This is a genomic window from Allobosea sp. P4_C6 (assembly GCF_056402015.1).
In genome coordinates this window covers 14,286-31,099 of record NZ_JBFUIF010000016.1, presented here as the reverse complement: position 1 = coordinate 31,099, position 16,814 = coordinate 14,286, and the positions used below count along the sequence as shown (strand labels likewise).

15 protein-coding genes are annotated in these 16,814 nt (G+C 67.9%); 4 read left to right on the top strand and 11 right to left on the bottom strand.

Annotated features, from left to right (window positions below):
- Positions 1-12: 12 nt before the first annotated feature.
- Together AC1DVA_RS13480 and AC1DVA_RS13475 are read right to left on the bottom strand one after the other, a co-directional pair.
- Entirely contained in the window at positions 13-1,641 is a 1,629-nt protein-coding gene (locus AC1DVA_RS13480) for an acyl-CoA synthetase (RefSeq protein WP_476806175.1), read from the bottom strand.
- Between the two features lie 99 nt (positions 1,642-1,740).
- Positions 1,741-2,505 (bottom strand): sulfite exporter TauE/SafE family protein, encoded by a 765-nt coding sequence (locus AC1DVA_RS13475; protein ID WP_265049948.1) that lies wholly within the window; start codon positions 2,503-2,505, stop codon positions 1,741-1,743.
- A gap of 176 nt (positions 2,506-2,681) precedes the next feature.
- Here AC1DVA_RS13475 and AC1DVA_RS13470 point away from each other — a divergent pair, with 176 nt between their 5' ends.
- Entirely contained in the window at positions 2,682-4,616 is a 1,935-nt protein-coding gene (locus AC1DVA_RS13470; protein ID WP_476806174.1) for a propionyl-CoA synthetase, read from the top strand.
- A gap of 122 nt (positions 4,617-4,738) precedes the next feature.
- Here AC1DVA_RS13470 and AC1DVA_RS13465 read toward each other — a convergent pair whose 3' ends face one another.
- Together AC1DVA_RS13465 and AC1DVA_RS13460 are read right to left on the bottom strand one after the other, a co-directional pair.
- Positions 4,739-5,467, bottom strand: coding sequence for a DUF1013 domain-containing protein (locus AC1DVA_RS13465; RefSeq protein WP_265049946.1), 729 nt, complete (start codon positions 5,465-5,467; stop codon positions 4,739-4,741).
- Positions 5,468-5,850: 383 nt separating this feature from the next.
- Positions 5,851-6,849 carry an NAD(P)H-quinone oxidoreductase gene (locus AC1DVA_RS13460; RefSeq protein ID WP_265049945.1) on the bottom strand — a complete coding sequence of 333 codons (999 nt, stop codon included), beginning with the start codon at positions 6,847-6,849 and terminating at the stop codon, positions 5,851-5,853.
- Positions 6,850-6,943: 94 nt separating this feature from the next.
- On the opposite strand from AC1DVA_RS13460, the gene AC1DVA_RS13455 reads away from it, so the two are divergent.
- Positions 6,944-7,144 (top strand): DUF1192 domain-containing protein, encoded by a 201-nt coding sequence (locus tag AC1DVA_RS13455; protein WP_265049944.1) that lies wholly within the window; start codon positions 6,944-6,946, stop codon positions 7,142-7,144.
- A gap of 372 nt (positions 7,145-7,516) precedes the next feature.
- On the top strand, positions 7,517-8,047 hold the full coding sequence (gene rcdA, locus AC1DVA_RS13450; protein ID WP_476806173.1) for a protease adaptor protein RcdA: 531 nt from the start codon (positions 7,517-7,519) through the stop codon (positions 8,045-8,047).
- A 306-nt stretch (positions 8,048-8,353) separates the two neighbouring features.
- Here rcdA and rpmE read toward each other — a convergent pair whose 3' ends face one another.
- Complete coding sequence (rpmE, locus tag AC1DVA_RS13445; protein ID WP_265049942.1) at positions 8,354-8,590, bottom strand: 50S ribosomal protein L31; 237 nt, start codon at positions 8,588-8,590, stop codon at positions 8,354-8,356.
- Positions 8,591-8,831: 241 nt separating this feature from the next.
- Between rpmE and AC1DVA_RS13440 the strand changes: the two genes are divergently transcribed.
- Complete coding sequence (locus tag AC1DVA_RS13440; protein WP_476806172.1) at positions 8,832-10,637, top strand: ABC transporter transmembrane domain-containing protein; 1,806 nt, start codon at positions 8,832-8,834, stop codon at positions 10,635-10,637.
- A gap of 195 nt (positions 10,638-10,832) precedes the next feature.
- Here AC1DVA_RS13440 and AC1DVA_RS13435 read toward each other — a convergent pair whose 3' ends face one another.
- The 6 genes from AC1DVA_RS13435 to AC1DVA_RS13410 form a co-directional block, all read right to left on the bottom strand.
- The gene (locus AC1DVA_RS13435; RefSeq protein WP_476806171.1) at positions 10,833-11,849 is read right to left on the bottom strand and encodes a peptidoglycan -binding protein; all 1,017 of its coding nucleotides are present in this window, start codon (positions 11,847-11,849) and stop codon (positions 10,833-10,835) included.
- Positions 11,850-11,878: 29 nt separating this feature from the next.
- The gene (locus AC1DVA_RS13430) at positions 11,879-12,889 is read right to left on the bottom strand and encodes a flagellar motor protein MotA (RefSeq protein ID WP_476806170.1); all 1,011 of its coding nucleotides are present in this window, start codon (positions 12,887-12,889) and stop codon (positions 11,879-11,881) included.
- Between the two features lie 87 nt (positions 12,890-12,976).
- Positions 12,977-13,765, bottom strand: coding sequence for an inositol monophosphatase family protein (locus AC1DVA_RS13425; protein WP_476806169.1), 789 nt, complete (start codon positions 13,763-13,765; stop codon positions 12,977-12,979).
- A gap of 91 nt (positions 13,766-13,856) precedes the next feature.
- On the bottom strand, positions 13,857-14,798 hold the full coding sequence (locus AC1DVA_RS13420) for a tetratricopeptide repeat protein (RefSeq protein WP_476806168.1): 942 nt from the start codon (positions 14,796-14,798) through the stop codon (positions 13,857-13,859).
- Positions 14,771-15,424, bottom strand: a complete 654-nt coding sequence (locus AC1DVA_RS13415) for a thiamine phosphate synthase (RefSeq protein ID WP_476806167.1) — start codon at positions 15,422-15,424, stop codon at positions 14,771-14,773. Before AC1DVA_RS13415 ends, AC1DVA_RS13420 begins: the two co-directional genes overlap by 28 nt.
- On the bottom strand, positions 15,421-16,575 hold the full coding sequence (locus AC1DVA_RS13410) for a benzoate/H(+) symporter BenE family transporter (protein ID WP_476806166.1): 1,155 nt from the start codon (positions 16,573-16,575) through the stop codon (positions 15,421-15,423). The genes AC1DVA_RS13415 and AC1DVA_RS13410 overlap by 4 nt, the downstream gene beginning before the upstream one ends.
- Positions 16,576-16,814: the final 239 nt, after the last annotated feature.

The window sequence follows — 16,814 nt, the reverse complement described above, 5'->3', positions numbered from 1 at the left end:
CGGCGCGGGCTCTCACAGCGCCCGCGCCATCTCCCGCAGCCGGAATTTCTGGATTTTGCCGGTCGAGGTCTTCGGCACCTCGGCGAAGACGACCGTCCTCGGGCATTTGAACGAGGCGAGGTGCTGCTTGCACCAGGCGATGATCTCCGCCTCGGTCGCCGCCTTGCCCGGCTTCAGCTCGATGAAGGCACAGGGCGTCTCGCCCCATTTCTCGTCGGGCCGCGCCACCACCGCGGCAACCTGAACGGCGGGATGCTTGTAGAGCGCATCCTCGACCTCGATCGACGAGATGTTCTCGCCTCCGGAGATGATGATGTCCTTGGAGCGGTCCTTGAGCTGAATGTAGCCGTCGGGATAGCGCACGCCGAGATCGCCGGTGTGGAACCAGCCCCCAGCGAACGCGGCCTGCGTGGACTTAGGGTTGCCGAGATAGCCCTTCATCACGACATTGCCGCGCATCATGACTTCGCCGAGCGTCTGCCCGTCGCGCGGCACGGGTTGCATCGTCTCCGGGTCGAGCACGTCGAGCCCTTCCAGCGCCGGGTAGCGCACGCCCTGGCGGGCCTTCTTGGTCGCCTGCTCGGCAGGGGAAAGCGCGTTCCAGTCATCGTTCCAGTCGTTGACGACGGAGGGGCCGTAGCACTCGGTGAGGCCGTAGAGATGCGTCACCTCGAAGCCGGCCTGCTTCATGCCGGCGAGCACGGCCTCGGGCGGCGGGGCGGCGGCGGTGAAGAAGGCCACCGTCTGGGGGAAGTCGCGGCGCTCCTCGGCGGAGGCGTTGAGCAGCGCGGACATCACGATCGGCGCGCCGCAGAGATGCGTGACGCCATGGTCGGCGAGCGCGTCGTACATCGCCTTGGCCCGGACCTGCCGCAGGCAGACATGGGTGCCGGCAACGATCGAGATCGTCCAGGGGAAGCACCAGCCATTGCAGTGGAACATCGGCAGCGTCCAGAGATAGACGGGATGCCGGCCCATATTGCCGGTGATGACGTTGGAGGTCGCCAGCAGATTGGCGCCGCGATGGTGATAGACCACGCCCTTGGGATCGCCGGTCGTGCCGGAGGTGTAGTTCAGCGCGATGGCGTCCCACTCGTCCGATGGCATCTGCCAGTCGAAATCGGGATCGCCGCCGGCGATGAAATCCTCGTATTCGATGCTCCCCAGCCGCTCGCCGGGGCCGTCATAGACCGGGTCGTCATAGTCGATGACGAGCGGCTTCGCCTTGCACAGGGAAAGGGCCTCCCTGATCGTCTTCGAGAACTCGCGGTCGGTGATCAGCACCTTGGCGCCGCCATGGTCGAGCGAGAAGGCGATGATCGCGGCATCGAGCCGGGTGTTCAGCGTGTTCAGCACCGCGCCGGCCATCGGCGCGCCGTAATGGCATTCGAGCATGGCCGGCGTGTTCGGCAGCATCGCCGCCACGGTGTCGTTCTTGCCGATGCCAGCCTTGGCCAGGGCCGAGGCGAGGCGGCGGGAACGCGCATAGAACTCGGCATAGGAGCGGCGCAGCGGCCCGTGGATGATCGCCGTGCGATCCGGGAAGACGGCGGCGGCGCGTTCGAGGAAGGTCAGCGGCGTCAGCGGCTGGAAATTCGCCGGGTTGCGGTCGAGATCGGTGTCGTAGGCCGAAGGGGTCATCGCAAAACCTTCCACGCAGGCGCGGACAGCCTTAGCGGCTGCTGCGCCTTCGCGTAATCCATCCCTTTTTCCGATGCGGCGCAATCGCGCGGCTGCGCCTCAGCCGAGCAGATGCAGGCCGCGCACGCCGTCGAAGACGAGCTTCGCGCCGACGAGCAGCAGCAGCCAGTAGATGATCCCGTAGAAGCGCTCGGCCGGCACACGCCGGACCAGCCAGACGCCGGCGAAGGTCGCGGCCACGGCGAAAGGCAGCAGCGCGGCGGAGGCCATGAGGTTCTGGCTGCTGAACTGGCCGAGGGCGAGATAGGGGATGATCTTAACCAGATTCATCGCGGCGAAGAAGATCGCGCCGGTGCCGACGAAGATGGCCGGGGGCAGGCGCTGCGGCATCACATAGATCTGGAAGGGCGGGCCGCCGGCATGGGCGACCATGCTGGTGAAGCCGCAGAGAAAGCCCCAGAGGCTGCCCGGCCCCCAGCTGGCGCGCTGGACCGCGGGCGGCCTCTTGCCGTCGCCCAGCATGCGGCGCAGCGCGAAGCCGATCGAAATCAGCCCGACGGCGAGGACGACGGCCGCATCCGAGACCTTCGCCGCCAACAGGTAGCCGGCGAGCACGCCCAGCAGCGCGCCGGGCGCCAGCGTCGCCAGGTTGCGGCGGTCGAATTCGCGCCGGTACGACCAGACTGAGACGACATCCTGCGCGATCAGCAGCGGCAGCATGATCGCCGCCGCCGTCACCGGCGAGACGACCAGGGCCATCAGCGGCAGGGAGAGCAGGCCGATCCCGGAAAATCCACCCTTCGCCAATCCCGTCAGGATGACGGCCGGCACCATGGCGGCGAAGAAGACGAGGTCGAAGGGCATGGAGCGACGGCGGGGCGCAGGGCCGAGAGATGCGGAACGGGATGGGCGAAAGTCGTAAGCACACGAAGCTTGCGCTGGCCAAGGGGAGTGCGCAGTCTTCCGCGCAAAATCGGCCCCGCCAACGCCGGCTCGCTGCGGGGCTTTAGGATGAAATCCGGCGCAGAGGAACGCTTCCGATGAATGGCTCCCATGCGGCGCCCGCCCGGCCCGCCGAAGGCTATTACGAAACCTATGCCCGCTGGCAGGCCGATCCGGGCGCCTATTGGCTCGAGATCGCCGAGGGCATCGACTGGATCAAGCCGCCCGCTAGGGCTTTCGATCCGGAAGCCGGTATCTATGGCCGCTGGTTCCCGGATGCGACCTGCAACACCTGCTTCAACGCGCTCGACCGTCACGTCCGCGACGGGCGCGGCGAGCAGGTCGCGCTGATCCATGACAGCCCGGTCACGGGGACGAAGGCGAGCTACACCTACGCCCAGATGCTGGAGGAGGTCGCGACGCTTGCGGCCGTGCTGCAGGATCTCGGTGTCGGCAAGGGCGATCGCGTCATCATCTACATGCCGATGGTGCCGGAAGCCGCCTTCGCCATGCTGGCCTGCGCGCGCATCGGCGCGGTGCATTCGGTGGTGTTCGGCGGCTTCGCCGCCAAGGAGCTGGCGACGCGCATCGACGATGCCGAGCCCAAGGTGATCCTGACCGCGACCTGCGGTGTCGAGCCGACGCGCGTGGTCGAATACAAGCCGCTGCTCGACGGCGCGATCGCGATGGCCACGCACAAGCCCGAGACCTGCGTCGTGCTGCAGCGGCCGCAGGCGGACGCCTCGATGCATGCCACGCGCGACAGGAACTGGCGCACGCTGGTCGCAGCCGCCAAGGCGGCAGGGCGCAGGGCCGACTGCGTCGAGGTCGCCGCCACCGACCCGCTTTACATCCTCTACACCTCCGGCACGACCGGCCGTCCGAAGGGCGTGGTGCGCGACAATGGCGGGCACATGGTCGTGCTCAAGGCGACTATGGACCAGCTTTTCGACGTCGGGCCGGGCGAGGTGATGTTCTGCGCCTCCGATGTCGGTTGGGTCGTCGGCCACGGCTACATCGTCTATGCGCCGCTGCTCCAGGGCGCGACCAGCGTGCTCTACGAGGGCAAGCCGGTCGGCACGCCCGATCCCGGCGCCTTCTGGCGGGTGATCGCCGAGCATGGCGTCAAGGTGCTGTTCACGGCGCCGACCGCCTTCCGCGCCATCCGCAAGGAGGACCCGGAGGGCAGGCATCTCGCCGGCCACGACCTCTCGCGTTTCAGGGCGCTGTTCCTCGCGGGCGAGCGGGCCGATCCCGAGACGCTGAAATGGGCCGAGGCACTGTTGAAGGTGCCGGTGATCGACCATTGGTGGCAGACGGAGAGCGGGTCGCCGATCGTCGGCGACCCGATGGGGCTCGGCCTGCTGCCGATCAAGCACGGCTCGCCGACCGTACCGCTGCCGGGCTGGGACGTGCAGTGCCTCGATGAGGGCGGGCGGCAGGTCGAGCCGGGCAAGATGGGCGCGATCGTGCTCAAGCTGCCGTTGCCGCCCGGCGCGCTGCCGACGCTCTGGAACGATGACGAGCGCTTCAGGGACGCGTATCTCACGACCTATCCGGGCTACTACAACACCTCGGATGCCGGCTTCATCGACGCGGACGGCTATGTCTTCATCATGGGCCGCACCGACGACATCATCAATGTCGCCGGCCATCGCCTCTCGACCGGCGGGATGGAGGAGGTGCTGGCGGCGCATCCGGCGGTGGCGGAATGCGCGGTCGTCGGCATCCGCGACGCGCTCAAGGGCGAGCAGCCCTGCGGCTTCGTCGTGCTCAAGGCAGGCGCGACCGAGACGCCCGAGCAGGTCGAGCGCGAGCTGGTCGCACTGGTGCGCGAGCGGATTGGTCCGGTCGCGGCGTTCAAGCTGGCGCTGACGGTCAACCGGCTGCCGAAGACGCGCTCCGGCAAAATCCTGCGGGCGACGATGAAGAAGATCGCGGATGGCGAGGATTATGCCGTGCCGGCGACGATCGAGGACCCCGCAGTACTGGGCGAGATCGGTACGGCGCTGAAGGGCAGGGGGATCGGGTAGGCCCCGATCATGCCGTCATTCTCGGGCGAAGCGACGCTTCGACCCGAGAATCTCATGACAAGAGAGCACTGATTTCCGAGATGCTCGGGTCAAGCCCGAGCATGACGGCTGGCTAGAAAGCTTCAGCCCTCGTCGTCCTCGTCGGCCGGGCGCTTGAGCTGCTTCAGCTTGGCGAAGACGGAATCGACGTCGATGGCGGCTTCCTCCTCGCGCTTCGGCCGGCTCATGTCGGCGAAGGGCTGGCTCTCGGAAGGCTTGGGCTCGCGAGCGGTCGTCTCCTCCGCGGGGAGCAGGGTCGAGCCGGCTTCCACCAGCGCGGCGGGGCGATCCTTGGCGGCGCGGCCGACCTCGAAATCCAGGTCGATCTGCGAGCACAGGCCGAGGCTGACCGGGTCGATCGGGGTGAGCTGCTGGGCGTTCCAGTGCGTGCGGTCGCGGATCTGCGCGATCGTCGACTTGGTGGTGCCGATCAGGCGGATGATCTGGGCATCCTTGAGCTCGGGATGGTTGCGCAGCAGCCAGAGGATGGCGTTCGGGCGATCCTGGCGCTTCGAGACCGGGGTATAGCGCGGGCCCTTGGTGCGCTTGATCTCCGGCACCTTCACCTTGCGCTCGGCGAGACGCAGATGATGGCTCGGGTTCTTGGCGGCGCGCTCCAGCTCCTCGCGGGTGAGCTGGCCGGAGGTGATCGGGTCGAGGCCCTTGATGCCGGCCGCAACTTCGCCATCGGCGATGCCGCGCACCTCGAGCGGGTGCAGTTTGCAGAACTCGGCGATCTGCTCGAAGGTCAGCGAGGTGTTCTCGACCAGCCAGACCGCGGTGGCCTTGGGCATCAGCGGGGTTTGTGACACGGTTGCGTCTCCTGAAATGCCTTCGCGCCGTCAGCTCGCTTGGCTGGGGCTCGTCAAGGCAAGGTCGCGGACAAAAGCTCTCATGCGCCGACCGGCCTCCCCGGCCGGCCATCCAAATCATCGACGATGAGCAGGATGGCGCGCCTTATAGGCGAGGGCGGGGCAGGTGTCCATGGAAAGCGTGCGCTGTAGTAGCAGAGGCTGCTGGCAGTTGGCGCAACCGCATCGTCATTCCGGGGCAGGCCGAAGGCCTGAGCCCGGAACCCAGAACCGATGCGCTTTCCATGACGGCGCGGACCTCGTTGCAAGACCCGCCAGAAGGACATTGGTTCTGGGTTCCGGGCTCTTCGCTGCGCGAAGCCCCGGAATGACGGCGAGGGGAGTCACACCGTCAGCACGATCTTGCCGATATGGGCGCTGGATTCCATCAGCCGGTGCGCCTGCGCGGCCTCTGCAAGCGGGAAGGTCGCGTTGATCAGGGGCTTGCAGCGCCCGGCTTCCAGCAGCGGCCAGACCTTCTCCTGCAGCTCGGCGGCGATGGCCGCCTTCTCGGCGATGGTGCGGGGGCGCAGCGTCGAGCCGGTATGGGTCAGGCGCTTCAGCATCAGTCGGCTGAAATTGGCAGTCGCCTTCGGGCCGTTGAGGAAGGCGATCTGGACGATGCGGCCCTGATCGGCGGCGGCTTCGTAGTTGCGGTCGATATAGTCGCCGCCGACCATGTCGAGGATGAGGTCGACGCCGCGTCCCTCGGTCGCCGCCTTCACCGCCACGACGAAATCCTCCGTGCGGTAGTTGATGGCATGGTCGGCGCCGAGTTCGCGGCAGGCCCGGCATTTGTCCTCGGAACCGGCGGTCGCCAGCACGGTCGCGCCGAAGGCCTTGGCGAGCTGGATCGCCGTGGTGCCGATGCCGGAGGAGCCGCCATGGACGAGGAAGCTCTCGCCGGCCTGCAGCCGCCCGCGCTGGAAGACGTTGGTCCAGACGGTGAAGAAGGTCTCGGGGATAGCGCCGGCCTCGATCAGCGAGAGGCCGTCGGGTACGGGCAGCGCGTTGCTCTCGTGGACGACGGCATATTGCGCGTAGCCGCCACCGGCGACGAGGCCGCAGACTTGCTGGCCGATCGCGAAGCGCTCCGCTCCCTCTCCGCGCGCGACGACGGTGCCGGCGATTTCGAGGCCGGGGATGTCGGAGGCACCGGGCGGCGGGCTATAGCCGCCCTGGCGCTGCAGGACATCGGGGCGGTTCACGCCGGCTGCGGCGAGGGCGACGAGGATTTGGCCCGGGCCGGGCTTCGGAACGGGACGGCTCTCCGGCCGCAGGACTTCCGGTCCGCCGGGCTGCGCGATGCCGATCGCTGTCATCGTCTCGGGTAGGGGCTTCATGGCCTGTCGTCCTTCGTCATGGTGCGGCGCAGCGTGACTGCGGCCGTGAGTTGGCTAGCCTGCCGCGCGCAGTTTGAGCAGATGCGAGGCCGCCATGTCGATATTCCCGGAGGATGATCGCCCCAAGCCGAAGAGCGTGCATGAGATCGGGCAGGATCTGTCGATGCTCTCGCTCGCCGAGATCGATGAGCGCATCTCGGTGCTGAAGGCCGAGATCGAACGCCTGGCCGAGGCGCGCGCGAAAAAGGATGCGTCGCGCTCCGCGGCGGACGCGTTTTTCCGAAAGCTGGCCTGAACAAGGGTCAAAAAGGCACGCCCGTTAAGGCGGCGTTAAAGATTCCAAAGTATGAATCGCATCATCCAGTTTGTCTGGATGTCGAGTGGCTCCTGCCCACTCTGTTTGACGCCTCCCTGTTGACCTTCGAGCCGCCTCTGGCGGCTCTTTTTTTGTTTTTGGCGTCTCTCGCGCACTGTGCCCATAAGCGCGTTTATCCCCGTGTCCGGGCGGGCTGCCGGTCATATCTCGCCAGAGCTGTTTAGCCGCGTTAACCTTAACGACATCTTACCGGCGTCGGGAAACGTGATCGGCGCTATCCTTGCGACATCGGCGGCATGATCCGTGACGCGTTTCAAAGGCGCACGGGCTTGTGCCGATGGGAGACACCGCATGAACGATGCCCAGCTGCTCGATCCGCAGACGAAAGAGGGCGCCCTTTCCTTCGCGCGTCGCTTCGTGCGATCCGACGCCTTCATGCTGCTGTTCCGCGAGGGCATGGGGCTGGTGGAGCAGACGGCCGCCTATCTCGATGGGGACGGCCGCAAGGAAGCGGCGGCGCTGCCGCGCGAGGTCGCGCTGACCTACGCTACCGAGAGCATGCGCCTGACCACCCGGCTGATGCAGATCGCCTCCTGGCTCCTGGTGCAACGTGCCGTGGCCGAGGGCGAACTGACGGTCGAGCAGGCCAGGACAGAGCACAACAAGGTCAAGATCGGCGATCCGATGATCGCGCCGGCCGAGCATATCGTCGCGCAACTGCCGGAACGCCTGCGCGATCTGATGGCGCATTCGCAGCGGCTGCAGGCGCGCCTGCGCCATCTCGAAAGCCAGATGTCGGGAGCCGAGACCCGCAGCGAAGCTCGCAACCCCGTCCAGGACCAGCTGGCGAGCCTTCAGGCGCGGCTCGGCCTGACGCACTGAGGATCATCGGGCGTCGCTGACCGGCTTTCGTCGCAGGACACCGCCGTCATTCCGGGGCAAGCGCGGAGCGCTTGAGCCGGGAAACCAGAACCGGTGCCGTTCGAATGCGGGCTCGACGCTCGCGCCTCCTGCGTGAAACGCATCGGTTCTGGGTTCCGGGCTCGCCCCTGCGGGCCGCCCCGGAATGACGGCGCAGTTCCGCTCGATCGAACGGATGCCTGCGCGTTCAGGATTTCCAACAAAAAACCCGGCCGCGAGGCCGGGTTTTTTGTTTCAGGTCAACGACGGCGCCAGAGCGCCGCAGCATCACTTCTTGCCGATCGTGCCCAGGCCGGCGAAGCGCGTGTTGAAGCGCGACACACGCCCGCCACGGTCCAGCATATGCTGGGTGCCGCCGGTCCAGGCCGGGTGGGTCTTGGGGTCGATGTCAAGGTTGAGGGTGTCCCCTTCCTTGCCGTAGGTCGAACGGGTGGCATATTCGGTGCCATCGGTCATGACGACCTTGATGTTGTGATAGTCGGGGTGGATGCCGGACTTGGCCATGACGAAATCCTCGAAGCTTACAAAAACGGGCGCATCGACAAGCAGGCGGGCCTGCCCGGCCCGTCGAAAAGAATTCGGATGAGCCTGTCGTGAAGTCGCGTGCACATATCGCAGCCGGGACCACAGCGCAAGCTTAACCGGCATTCGAGGCGGCCCCTGCGGCGTTGAGTCGTTTGCCAAGGGCGCCGCTATCGGCTTCACGAAGCGAGATTGATATTGGTTGAAAGAGCGTGCGTGGCGCATGCGAGAGACGAAGGAGGTCCGGCGCGTGGCCGAGGCTGACAAGAACGACAAGAAGGCGCGGCCCGACTTCCGCTCTCTGGCGACCTTCTGGCCCTATGCGCAGGCGCAGAAGGGGCGGATCGCCCTGGCGCTGGTTGCGCTCGTCATCGCGTCGCTGGCGACGCTGGTACTGCCCATGGCGGTCCGGCGCGTCATCGATGTCGGTTTCACCGGGGGTGAACAGCAGCTCGCCAACAGCTATTTCATCCTGCTGATCGGCGTCGTCGCCGTATTGGCGCTGGCGAGCTCGGCGCGCTTCTACCTCGTCATGACGGTGGGCGAGCGCATCGTCGCCTCCCTGCGCGCCGACGTCTTCCGCCACCTCACGCGGCTGGAGCCGGCCTTCTTCGATTCGAGCCGGGCGGGAGACCTCGTCTCGCGGCTCACCGCCGACACCACGCAGATCAAGTCGACCTTCGCCTCGACGGCCTCGATCGCGCTGCGCAACGCCATCATGGCGCTGGGCGCGCTCGGGCTGATGGTGGCGACGAGCCCGCGGCTCTCCGCCATCGTCATCGGCGTCATCCCGCTGATCGTCGTCCCGCTCGTCCTGTCCGGGCGCACGGTGCGCAGGCGGGCGCGGGCGGCGCAGGACCGGCTGGCAGATGCCTCGGCCTTCGCCGCCGAGGCGGTCGGTGCGATCCGCACGATGCAATCCTTCGGCGCTGCCAGCCAGACCTCGGCGCGGTTCGAGGCCGCTTCGGACGGGGCCTATTCGGCTTCGCGCCAGGCGACGGCATCGCGCGCGCTGCTCTCGGGCGTCGCGATCTTCTTGGTCAGCGCGAGCGTCGTCTGCGTGCTCTGGACTGGGGCGACCGAGGTCTTCGAGGGGCGGATGACCGGCGGGCGGCTCTCGCAGTTCATTCTCTATGCGGTGCTGGCGGCAAGCTCGCTCGGCCAGCTCTCCGAGGTCTACGGGGATATCAGCGCGGCGGCCGGCGCCTCGAGCCGGCTCGGCGAGATCCTGGCGATGAAGCCGGCTATCGCCGCGCCGCCGCATCCCAAGCCGATGCCGCATCCCTCGCTCGGCGAACTCGCCTTCGAGAACGTCTCCTTCAGCTATCCCGGGCGCGTCGGCCCGGCGCTGTCGAACCTGAATTTCTCGATCAGGCCGGGCGAGCGCGTGGCGCTGGTCGGGCCATCGGGCGCGGGCAAGAGCACCGTGCTGCAATTGGCGCTGCGCTTCTACGATCCGCAGAACGGGCGCGTGGTCGTCGACGGCGTCGCCGGACCGGAGGCCGATCCCGAGGCCTGGCGCGAGCGCTTCGCGCTGGTGCCGCAGGAGCCGACCGTGTTCGGCGTCTCGGTGCGCGACAACATCGCCTATGGCCAGCCCGGCGCCTCGCTGGCGGAGGTCGAGGCGGCGGCGCGGCTCGCTGCCGCGGACGAGTTCATCCGCGCCTTGCCCGAGGGCTATGACACGGTCGTCGGCGAGCGTGGCGTCACCTTGTCGGGTGGCCAGCGCCAGCGCCTCGCCATCGCCCGCGCAATCCTGAAGGACGCGCCGATCCTGCTGCTCGACGAGGCCACGAGCGCGCTCGATTCCGAAAGCGAGCGCGTGGTGCAGGACGCGCTCGACCGGCTGATGCAGGGGCGCACGACGCTGGTGGTGGCGCATCGCCTCGCGACGATCCTCTCGGCCGACCGCATCCTGGTCCTGGAAGACGGCCGCGTCGTCGAGGAGGGCAGCCATGCAGAGCTGAAGGCACGCGGTGGGCTCTATGCGCGTCTCGCGGCGCTGCAGTTCGGGCTCGAGGCGGCGTAAGAGGTGCGCGGGAACCGCTCGGTCATTCCGGGGCTTCGCGTAGCGAAGAACCCGGAACCCAGAACCGACGCAGTTCGACGGGAAAAGTGCCGGTAGCGCTCGTCTATCGCAATATCGGGAATCGGTTCTGGGTTCCGGGCTCATGCCTACGGCATGCCCCGGAATGACGATGAGGTTCCAGAAGACGCAGAACGCTCAGCGCTCCGTGATCTTGAACTCGATGCGACGGTTGCGGCGGTGGGCCTCGTCGCTGTTGGCGACGTCGAGCGGCTGGTATTCGCCGAAGCCGGTCGCGGCGACGCGGTCGGTCGGGAGGCCGCGCGAGATCAGGTACTCGACGACCGCGATGGCGCGCGCCGAGGAGAGATACCAGTTCGAGGGAAACTGCGCCGATTTGATCGGGCGATTGTCGGTATGGCCGTCGACGCGCAGGATCCAGGGTAGGTCCGGCGGCATTTCGTTGCCGAGATCGAGCAGGATGGTGGCGAGCTTGTCGAGCTCGCCTTTGCCCTCGGGCTTCAGCACGGCCTGGCCGGCATCGAAGAAGACCTCGGACTGGAAGACGAAGCGGTCACCGACGACGCGGATGTCCGGCCGCGTGCCAAGCACCTGCCGCAGCCGGCCGAAGAAGTCCGAGCGATAGCGCGCCAGCTCCTGCACGCGCTGGGCGAGCGCGACGTTGAGCCGCGAGCCGAGCTCGGAGATGCGCGCCTGCGATTCCTTGTCCTTGGCTTCCGAGGCGCCCAGAGCCTCCTCCAGTGCGGCGAGCTGGCGGCGCATGGCCATGATCTGCTGGTTGACGAGATCGACGCTGGCCTGGGCGCGGGCGGAGAGCTGCTTCTCGGTCTCCAGCGCCTTCTGCGCGTCGGCGAGCTGAGCCGGGGCGTTGCCGTTCTGGGTATCGATCAGACCCTGCAGGCGGCCGCGCTCGCCCAGCGACTGGGTCAAGGTCGATTGCATGAGCTGCAGGCTCTCCTGGGCCTGCCGGTTGGAGGAGCGCTCAAGCGCGAGCAGGTCCGTCAGCTCCGAGATCTGCCGGTTGAGCCGCTCCAGCGCCGTGTCCTTGCCGGTGAGCTCCTGCGAGAGGAAGAACTGGCCAAGCACGAAGACGGTGAGCAGGAAGACGATGCCGATCAGCATCGTCGACAGTGCATCGACGAAGCCGGGCCAGAAGTTTGTTTCCTCGCGGCGATGGGCGCGGGAGAGGGCCATCCTTCAGAGTCCTGCGCTGGAGAGGCTGATCATGGCTCAGCGATCTGGTCGGCAGTAAGGCGCTCGATCAGGCGCTTCAGGTCCTTCTCGCGCGAAGCCTGCGCCTCGACCCAGTCACGGATCATCTGCTGCTCGGCCCGCATGTGCTGGACAAGGCCCTGGATGCCTTCGGCGAGATTGGCGAGCGCCTGTGTGGCGGCCCGGTTGTTGGACGCCCCGTCCGCCATCGCCGCGCTCAGCTTCTCGAAGCGATCGGCCAGCGGATCGCCCGCCCCAAGCAACGGGGCGATGGTGCCGGGAATGGCGGTGCGTGTGCCCAGCCAGCTTTCGATCTCGTTGCGGAAACGGCGCTGCGCCTGCGCGACCTGGAGATCGAGGAAGCCCAGGATCAGCGAGCCGGCGATGCCGAAGAGCGAGGACGAAAAGGACAGGCCCATGCCCGCGAGCGGGGCGGAGAGGCCGGCCTTCAGCTCGTCGAAGAGCACGCCGGCCTCGGCCCCGGTGCGCAGGGATTTGATGACGCCGCCGACCGAGCCGACCGTGTCGAGCAGGCCCCAGAAGGTGCCGAGCAGGCCGAGGAAGACGAGCAGGCCCCCGAGATAGCGCAGCACCTCGCGCCCGTCGTCGAGCCTGACCGCTATCGATTCGAGCGCGGAGACGGCCTGGGCCGGGGCGAGCGAGCCGTTGTCCAGCGCCGGCAGGACCGGGCCGAGCGGCGCGATGACCTGTCCGCGCCGCACTTCCGCCGAGGCGGGGGCGGCGGCGAGGCGGGTCGCGGCCCGGGCCTCGCTGTGGATGCGCCAGAGTTCGCGCAGCGCGATCAGCACGCCGACCAGGAGCGCGCCGAGGATGAGGCCGTTAAGCCCCGGATTGGTCATGAAGGCCTGGACCAGCCCGCCCTGCAGGATGAAGCCGAGAAAGCCGATCAGGGCCAGGAACAGAACCGCGCGGACGATGTAGCGAAGCGGCCTTGAGAAACGGGTTTCCGCCCGCGTTGGTGCGGCCGCCACCGGCTCGGCCGCGAAATCCTCATTCGCCATGCGTCGTCTTCCGTTCGCCTCGGAGTGCGGGAGGACTGTCGCCTCCCGCGTCTCCGGGATCAAGCACGAAAGAGCGGGGAAGGTTCCTCAGCCCGCCGTCTTCAGCGCGGCGCGCAACGCCTGCTCGCCGGCCTCGTTGCCGCAGAGGATGTCCTTCGCGCTGGTGACCTGCTTGCCGTCGAGCGTGCCGAAGGTGCCGCCCGCCTCGCGGATCAACACGGCGCCCGCCGCGAAATCCCAGGTGTTGAGGCCACGCTCCCAATAGGCGTCCATGCGGCCGGCGGCGACATAAGCGATGTCGAGCGCGGCGGAGCCCATGCGGCGGACATTGGCGAAGCGCGGCATCACGGCGGCGAGTTCACGCAGGAACTGGCCATGGCCGCCCTTGCCGATATGGGGGATGCCGGTGCCGATCAGCATGTCCGCCGGCTCGCTGCGGCCGGACACGCGCAGGCGGCGGTTGTTGACGAAGGCGCCCTTGCCCTTCTCGGCCACGAACATCTCGTCCTTGGCGGCGTCGTAGATCACGCCGGCGATGAACTGGTTGTCGCGCTCCAGCGCGACCGAGATGTTCCAGTGCGGGATGCCGCGCAGGAAGTTGTGGGTGCCGTCGAGCGGGTCGATGTGCCAGCGGTTGCTCTCGTCGGTGCCGTGGACGACACCGCTCTCCTCCATCACGAAGCCGTAGCCGGGGCGGGCCTTCTCCAGCGCCTCGCGCAGGATCTGCTCGGCCTTGTGGTCGGCCTTGGAGACGAAGTCGCCGGGGCCCTTGGCCAGAACCTGCAGGTTCTCGACCTCGCCGAAGTCGCGCTTGAGCGAGCGGGACGCCTTGATCACTGCGTCGGTCATCACGGTTATCAGGGGGGAACGGATCATCTGGAACCTCTTGCGCGCGGCGATGGCGCGATGAGCCTGCGGCGCGGCCTGTGCGCCCGGCGAGAATAGCGAGCCGTCACTTGCGCGGCTCTTAGGGCGCCGTCAAGACTGCGCTGCTGATGCGGCTGGCCGCAATGCGCGCGGCGCGGCCCTGCTGCTCCGGCTTCAGGCGGTCGAACATGGCTTCCAGCGCCGGGTCGTCGAGGCCCTGTGAACGGGCTGCGAGATGCCAGGCGGCGGCCTCTATCGTGTCCGGCGGAATGCCCAGGCCGAACTGATAGAGCTTGGCCAGGCGGTTCTGGGCGATGGGATTGCCTTGCGCGGCTGCGCGCTGGAACAGCTTTGCCGCTGCCGCCTCGTCCTTCGGCACTCCGGTGCCGTTGAACAGCATGATCGCATACTCGACGATGGCGGGAATGTTGCCGGCGGCGGCGGATTGCTGCATCCAGCGCGCCGCGACCTGCTCATTTGCGGGCATGCCGCGGCCCTGCTTCGCCAGCACGCCGAGCGCATGCATGGCATCGCTGACCCCGCCCTTGGCCGCGATCTCGAGATGGGCGACCGCCGGCTTGTCGTCAGCCTCGCGGCCGGTGGCGAGCAGCGTCAGCGCGAGATTGTAGTTTGCTGCCGGGTGGCCGGCAGCGGCGGCTTTTTCGAGCAGGGCGCCGGCGCGAGCCGGGTCACGCTTGCCGCTCTTCTCGTCGAGAAGCTGCGTCGCCAATGCGAAGGCGGCATTGACGTCGCCGCGCGCCTCGGCCCGCTCATACCATTCGGTCGCGACCTTCTGGTCGGGCGGGATGCCAAGGCCCTGGCGGTAGAGTTCGCCGACCAGCGTCATCGCCGCGGCGTCGCTGCTGTCCGCCTCGATGCGCTTCAGGGCTTCGGAGAGGGCGCGCCGGTAGTGGCCGGCCTGGTAGGCGCCGTAGGCATTGTCGGCGTAGGGCGCAGCCTCGGCCGGCGCCGCCAGCACGAGGCCGGCAAGCCAGGCGATGCGGGCAAGCCGCTTCATCGCGCCGTCTTCCGCGCCGAGCACGCGGCAATCGCAGCATTGGCGGCTTCGACCAGCGCGCGAATGTCCTGCCCTTCCTCGAAGGCCCAGGCGCCGAGCGCGAGGAATTCGGCGCCGGTCTCGACCAGGGCGGCGATGGATTCGGCATCGGGTGCGTAGGCGACGCAGGGCGTCTCGAAGATTTCGGCCCACCAGCCGGCGCGCTCGATCACGGCTGCGAGCGGCGGCACGCTGCCATCGGCACGCGGCTCGCCGAACATGACGTAATCGACGCCGGCCTCGCCGACATCCATCGCATCGTGGCGGGCGCGCAGGTTGCCGGCCCCGACGATGCGCTCGTTGCGCAGGCTGGAGCGGGCCTCCGCGATGGCTTCGGGGCCGCCGGTGAGGTGGACGCCATCGGCGCCGCCACGCGTGACGACGAGGGCGCTGTCCTCGACGACGAGGGCGACATTATTGGCCTGGACCGGGCCGGCGAGGCGCTTGACGCGCTCGATCCGGCTGCGGTCGTCGCCAGGGGACAGACGCAGCACGACGGCGGCGACATCGCCGCCGGCCATGGCCTGCATCAGGCGAAAGGCCATCGCCTCCGCGTCTTCGACGGGCGGGGTGACGAGCATCAGGCGAGTGGGGGAAGCGTGTGTAGTCATGATCGGCTGCGCAAACGGCCCGCAGCGAAGTCCAATGTCAAGACGCTAAGCCCGGCAACGAGACTCCAGAAGGCAGAACCGATGCCGAAAAGCGAGAGGCTGGAGGCCGCGACGGCGAAGGCGACGACCGCGGCGAAGCGCTCTTTGTCGGGCGACATCGCCTGCGCGAGCGCGCCGGTGAACGAACCGACGAGGCCCAGCCCAGCCACGGCGACGATCAACGCCTTGGGCAGGGCGAGCAGCAGCGCGATCAGCAGGCCGGTGCAGCCGGCGACGACGATATAGGCGAAGCCGTAGATCACACCGGCCTTCCAGCGCTGGGCCGGATCGGGATGGGTGTCGCCGCCGGTGCAGATCGAGGCTGATATCGCGGCCATGTTGGTCATATGCGCGCCGAAGGGGGCCGTCAGCAGCGAGACGAGCCCGGTGGCGAACAGGGCCGGCGCCGTCGGCGGGTTGTAGCCGGCCGCGCGCAGCACGGCGAAGCCGGGCAGGTTCTGGGCAGCCATGGTGACGAGATAGAGCGGGACGCCGATTCCGAGCATGGCGGCAATATCGAAGCGCGGCGTGACGAATTCGAGGCCGGTGAGCGCGATCTCTCCTGCCGGCCAATGGGCAAGCCCGCCCGCGAAGCTGATGGCGATGCCGGCGACCAGCGCCGCGATGACGCCGAGGAAGGGGTTGAGAAGCCGCGCGACGAGGAAGACCGCGAGCAGCGGCAGCACCAGCAGCGGCGATATTCTCATCTCGTCGAAGACGGCGACGACGAAACGGAAGATCACGCCCGCCAGCATCGCCGAGGCGATCGGCATGGGGATGCGCTCGATCAATCCGCCGAGCGGGCGCAAGGCCGCGGTCAGCATCATCAGCACGGCGGCAACGAGGAAGGCGCCGACGGCGGAGGCCATGTCGAAGCCGCTGGCGGCGGCGATCAGGGCCGCGCCCGGCGTCGACCAGGCGCAGATCATCGGCATGCGGTAACGCCAGGACAGCCAGATGCTCGGCAGGGCCGTGCCGATGGCGAGCGCGGCGACCCAGGAGACGGTCTGATCGGCCGTGGCGCCGAGCGCGTGCGCGGCCGAGAGGATGACGGCGACGGAAGCCGCGAAGCCGACGAAGACCGCGACCAGGGCGGAGAAGACGATCGACATGGATTGCGGGCTCGGCGGCGGGGTTCGACCTCTTGAATCAGAAATGCACCCAGCCGGAAAGAGACTCTCCCGCATGGCCGTATCACGCCGCTTTCCCTTCTCCCCTTGTGGGAGATGGTGGCTCGGCGAAGCCGAGACGGAGGAGCGGTCGCGCGACGTTCCCGGAATCTGCCTGAAAAGCWGGCTCCCGGAAACGTCGCGCGACCCCTCACCCCAACCCTCTCCCGACCGAACTCGGC

Bases quoted from the DNA above. Each gene is read 5' to 3' on its own strand.
- AC1DVA_RS13480 (WP_476806175.1), bottom strand. From the start codon at position 1,641: ATGACCCCTTCGGCCTACGACACCGATCTCGACCGCAACCCGGCGAAT.
- AC1DVA_RS13475 (WP_265049948.1), bottom strand. From the start codon at position 2,505: ATGCCCTTCGACCTCGTCTTCTTCGCCGCCATGGTGCCGGCCGTCATC.
- AC1DVA_RS13470 (WP_476806174.1), top strand. From the start codon at position 2,682: ATGAATGGCTCCCATGCGGCGCCCGCCCGGCCCGCCGAAGGCTATTAC.
- AC1DVA_RS13460 (WP_265049945.1), bottom strand. From the start codon at position 6,849: ATGAAGCCCCTACCCGAGACGATGACAGCGATCGGCATCGCGCAGCCC.
- AC1DVA_RS13455 (WP_265049944.1), top strand. From the start codon at position 6,944: ATGTCGATATTCCCGGAGGATGATCGCCCCAAGCCGAAGAGCGTGCAT.
- rcdA (WP_476806173.1), top strand. From the start codon at position 7,517: ATGAACGATGCCCAGCTGCTCGATCCGCAGACGAAAGAGGGCGCCCTT.
- rpmE (WP_265049942.1), bottom strand. From the start codon at position 8,590: ATGGCCAAGTCCGGCATCCACCCCGACTATCACAACATCAAGGTCGTC.
- AC1DVA_RS13440 (WP_476806172.1), top strand. From the start codon at position 8,832: ATGCGAGAGACGAAGGAGGTCCGGCGCGTGGCCGAGGCTGACAAGAAC.
- AC1DVA_RS13435 (WP_476806171.1), bottom strand. From the start codon at position 11,849: ATGGCCCTCTCCCGCGCCCATCGCCGCGAGGAAACAAACTTCTGGCCC.
- AC1DVA_RS13430 (WP_476806170.1), bottom strand. From the start codon at position 12,889: ATGGCGAATGAGGATTTCGCGGCCGAGCCGGTGGCGGCCGCACCAACG.
- AC1DVA_RS13425 (WP_476806169.1), bottom strand. From the start codon at position 13,765: ATGATCCGTTCCCCCCTGATAACCGTGATGACCGACGCAGTGATCAAG.
- AC1DVA_RS13415 (WP_476806167.1), bottom strand. From the start codon at position 15,424: ATGACTACACACGCTTCCCCCACTCGCCTGATGCTCGTCACCCCGCCC.
- AC1DVA_RS13410 (WP_476806166.1), bottom strand. From the start codon at position 16,575: ATGTCGATCGTCTTCTCCGCCCTGGTCGCGGTCTTCGTCGGCTTCGCG.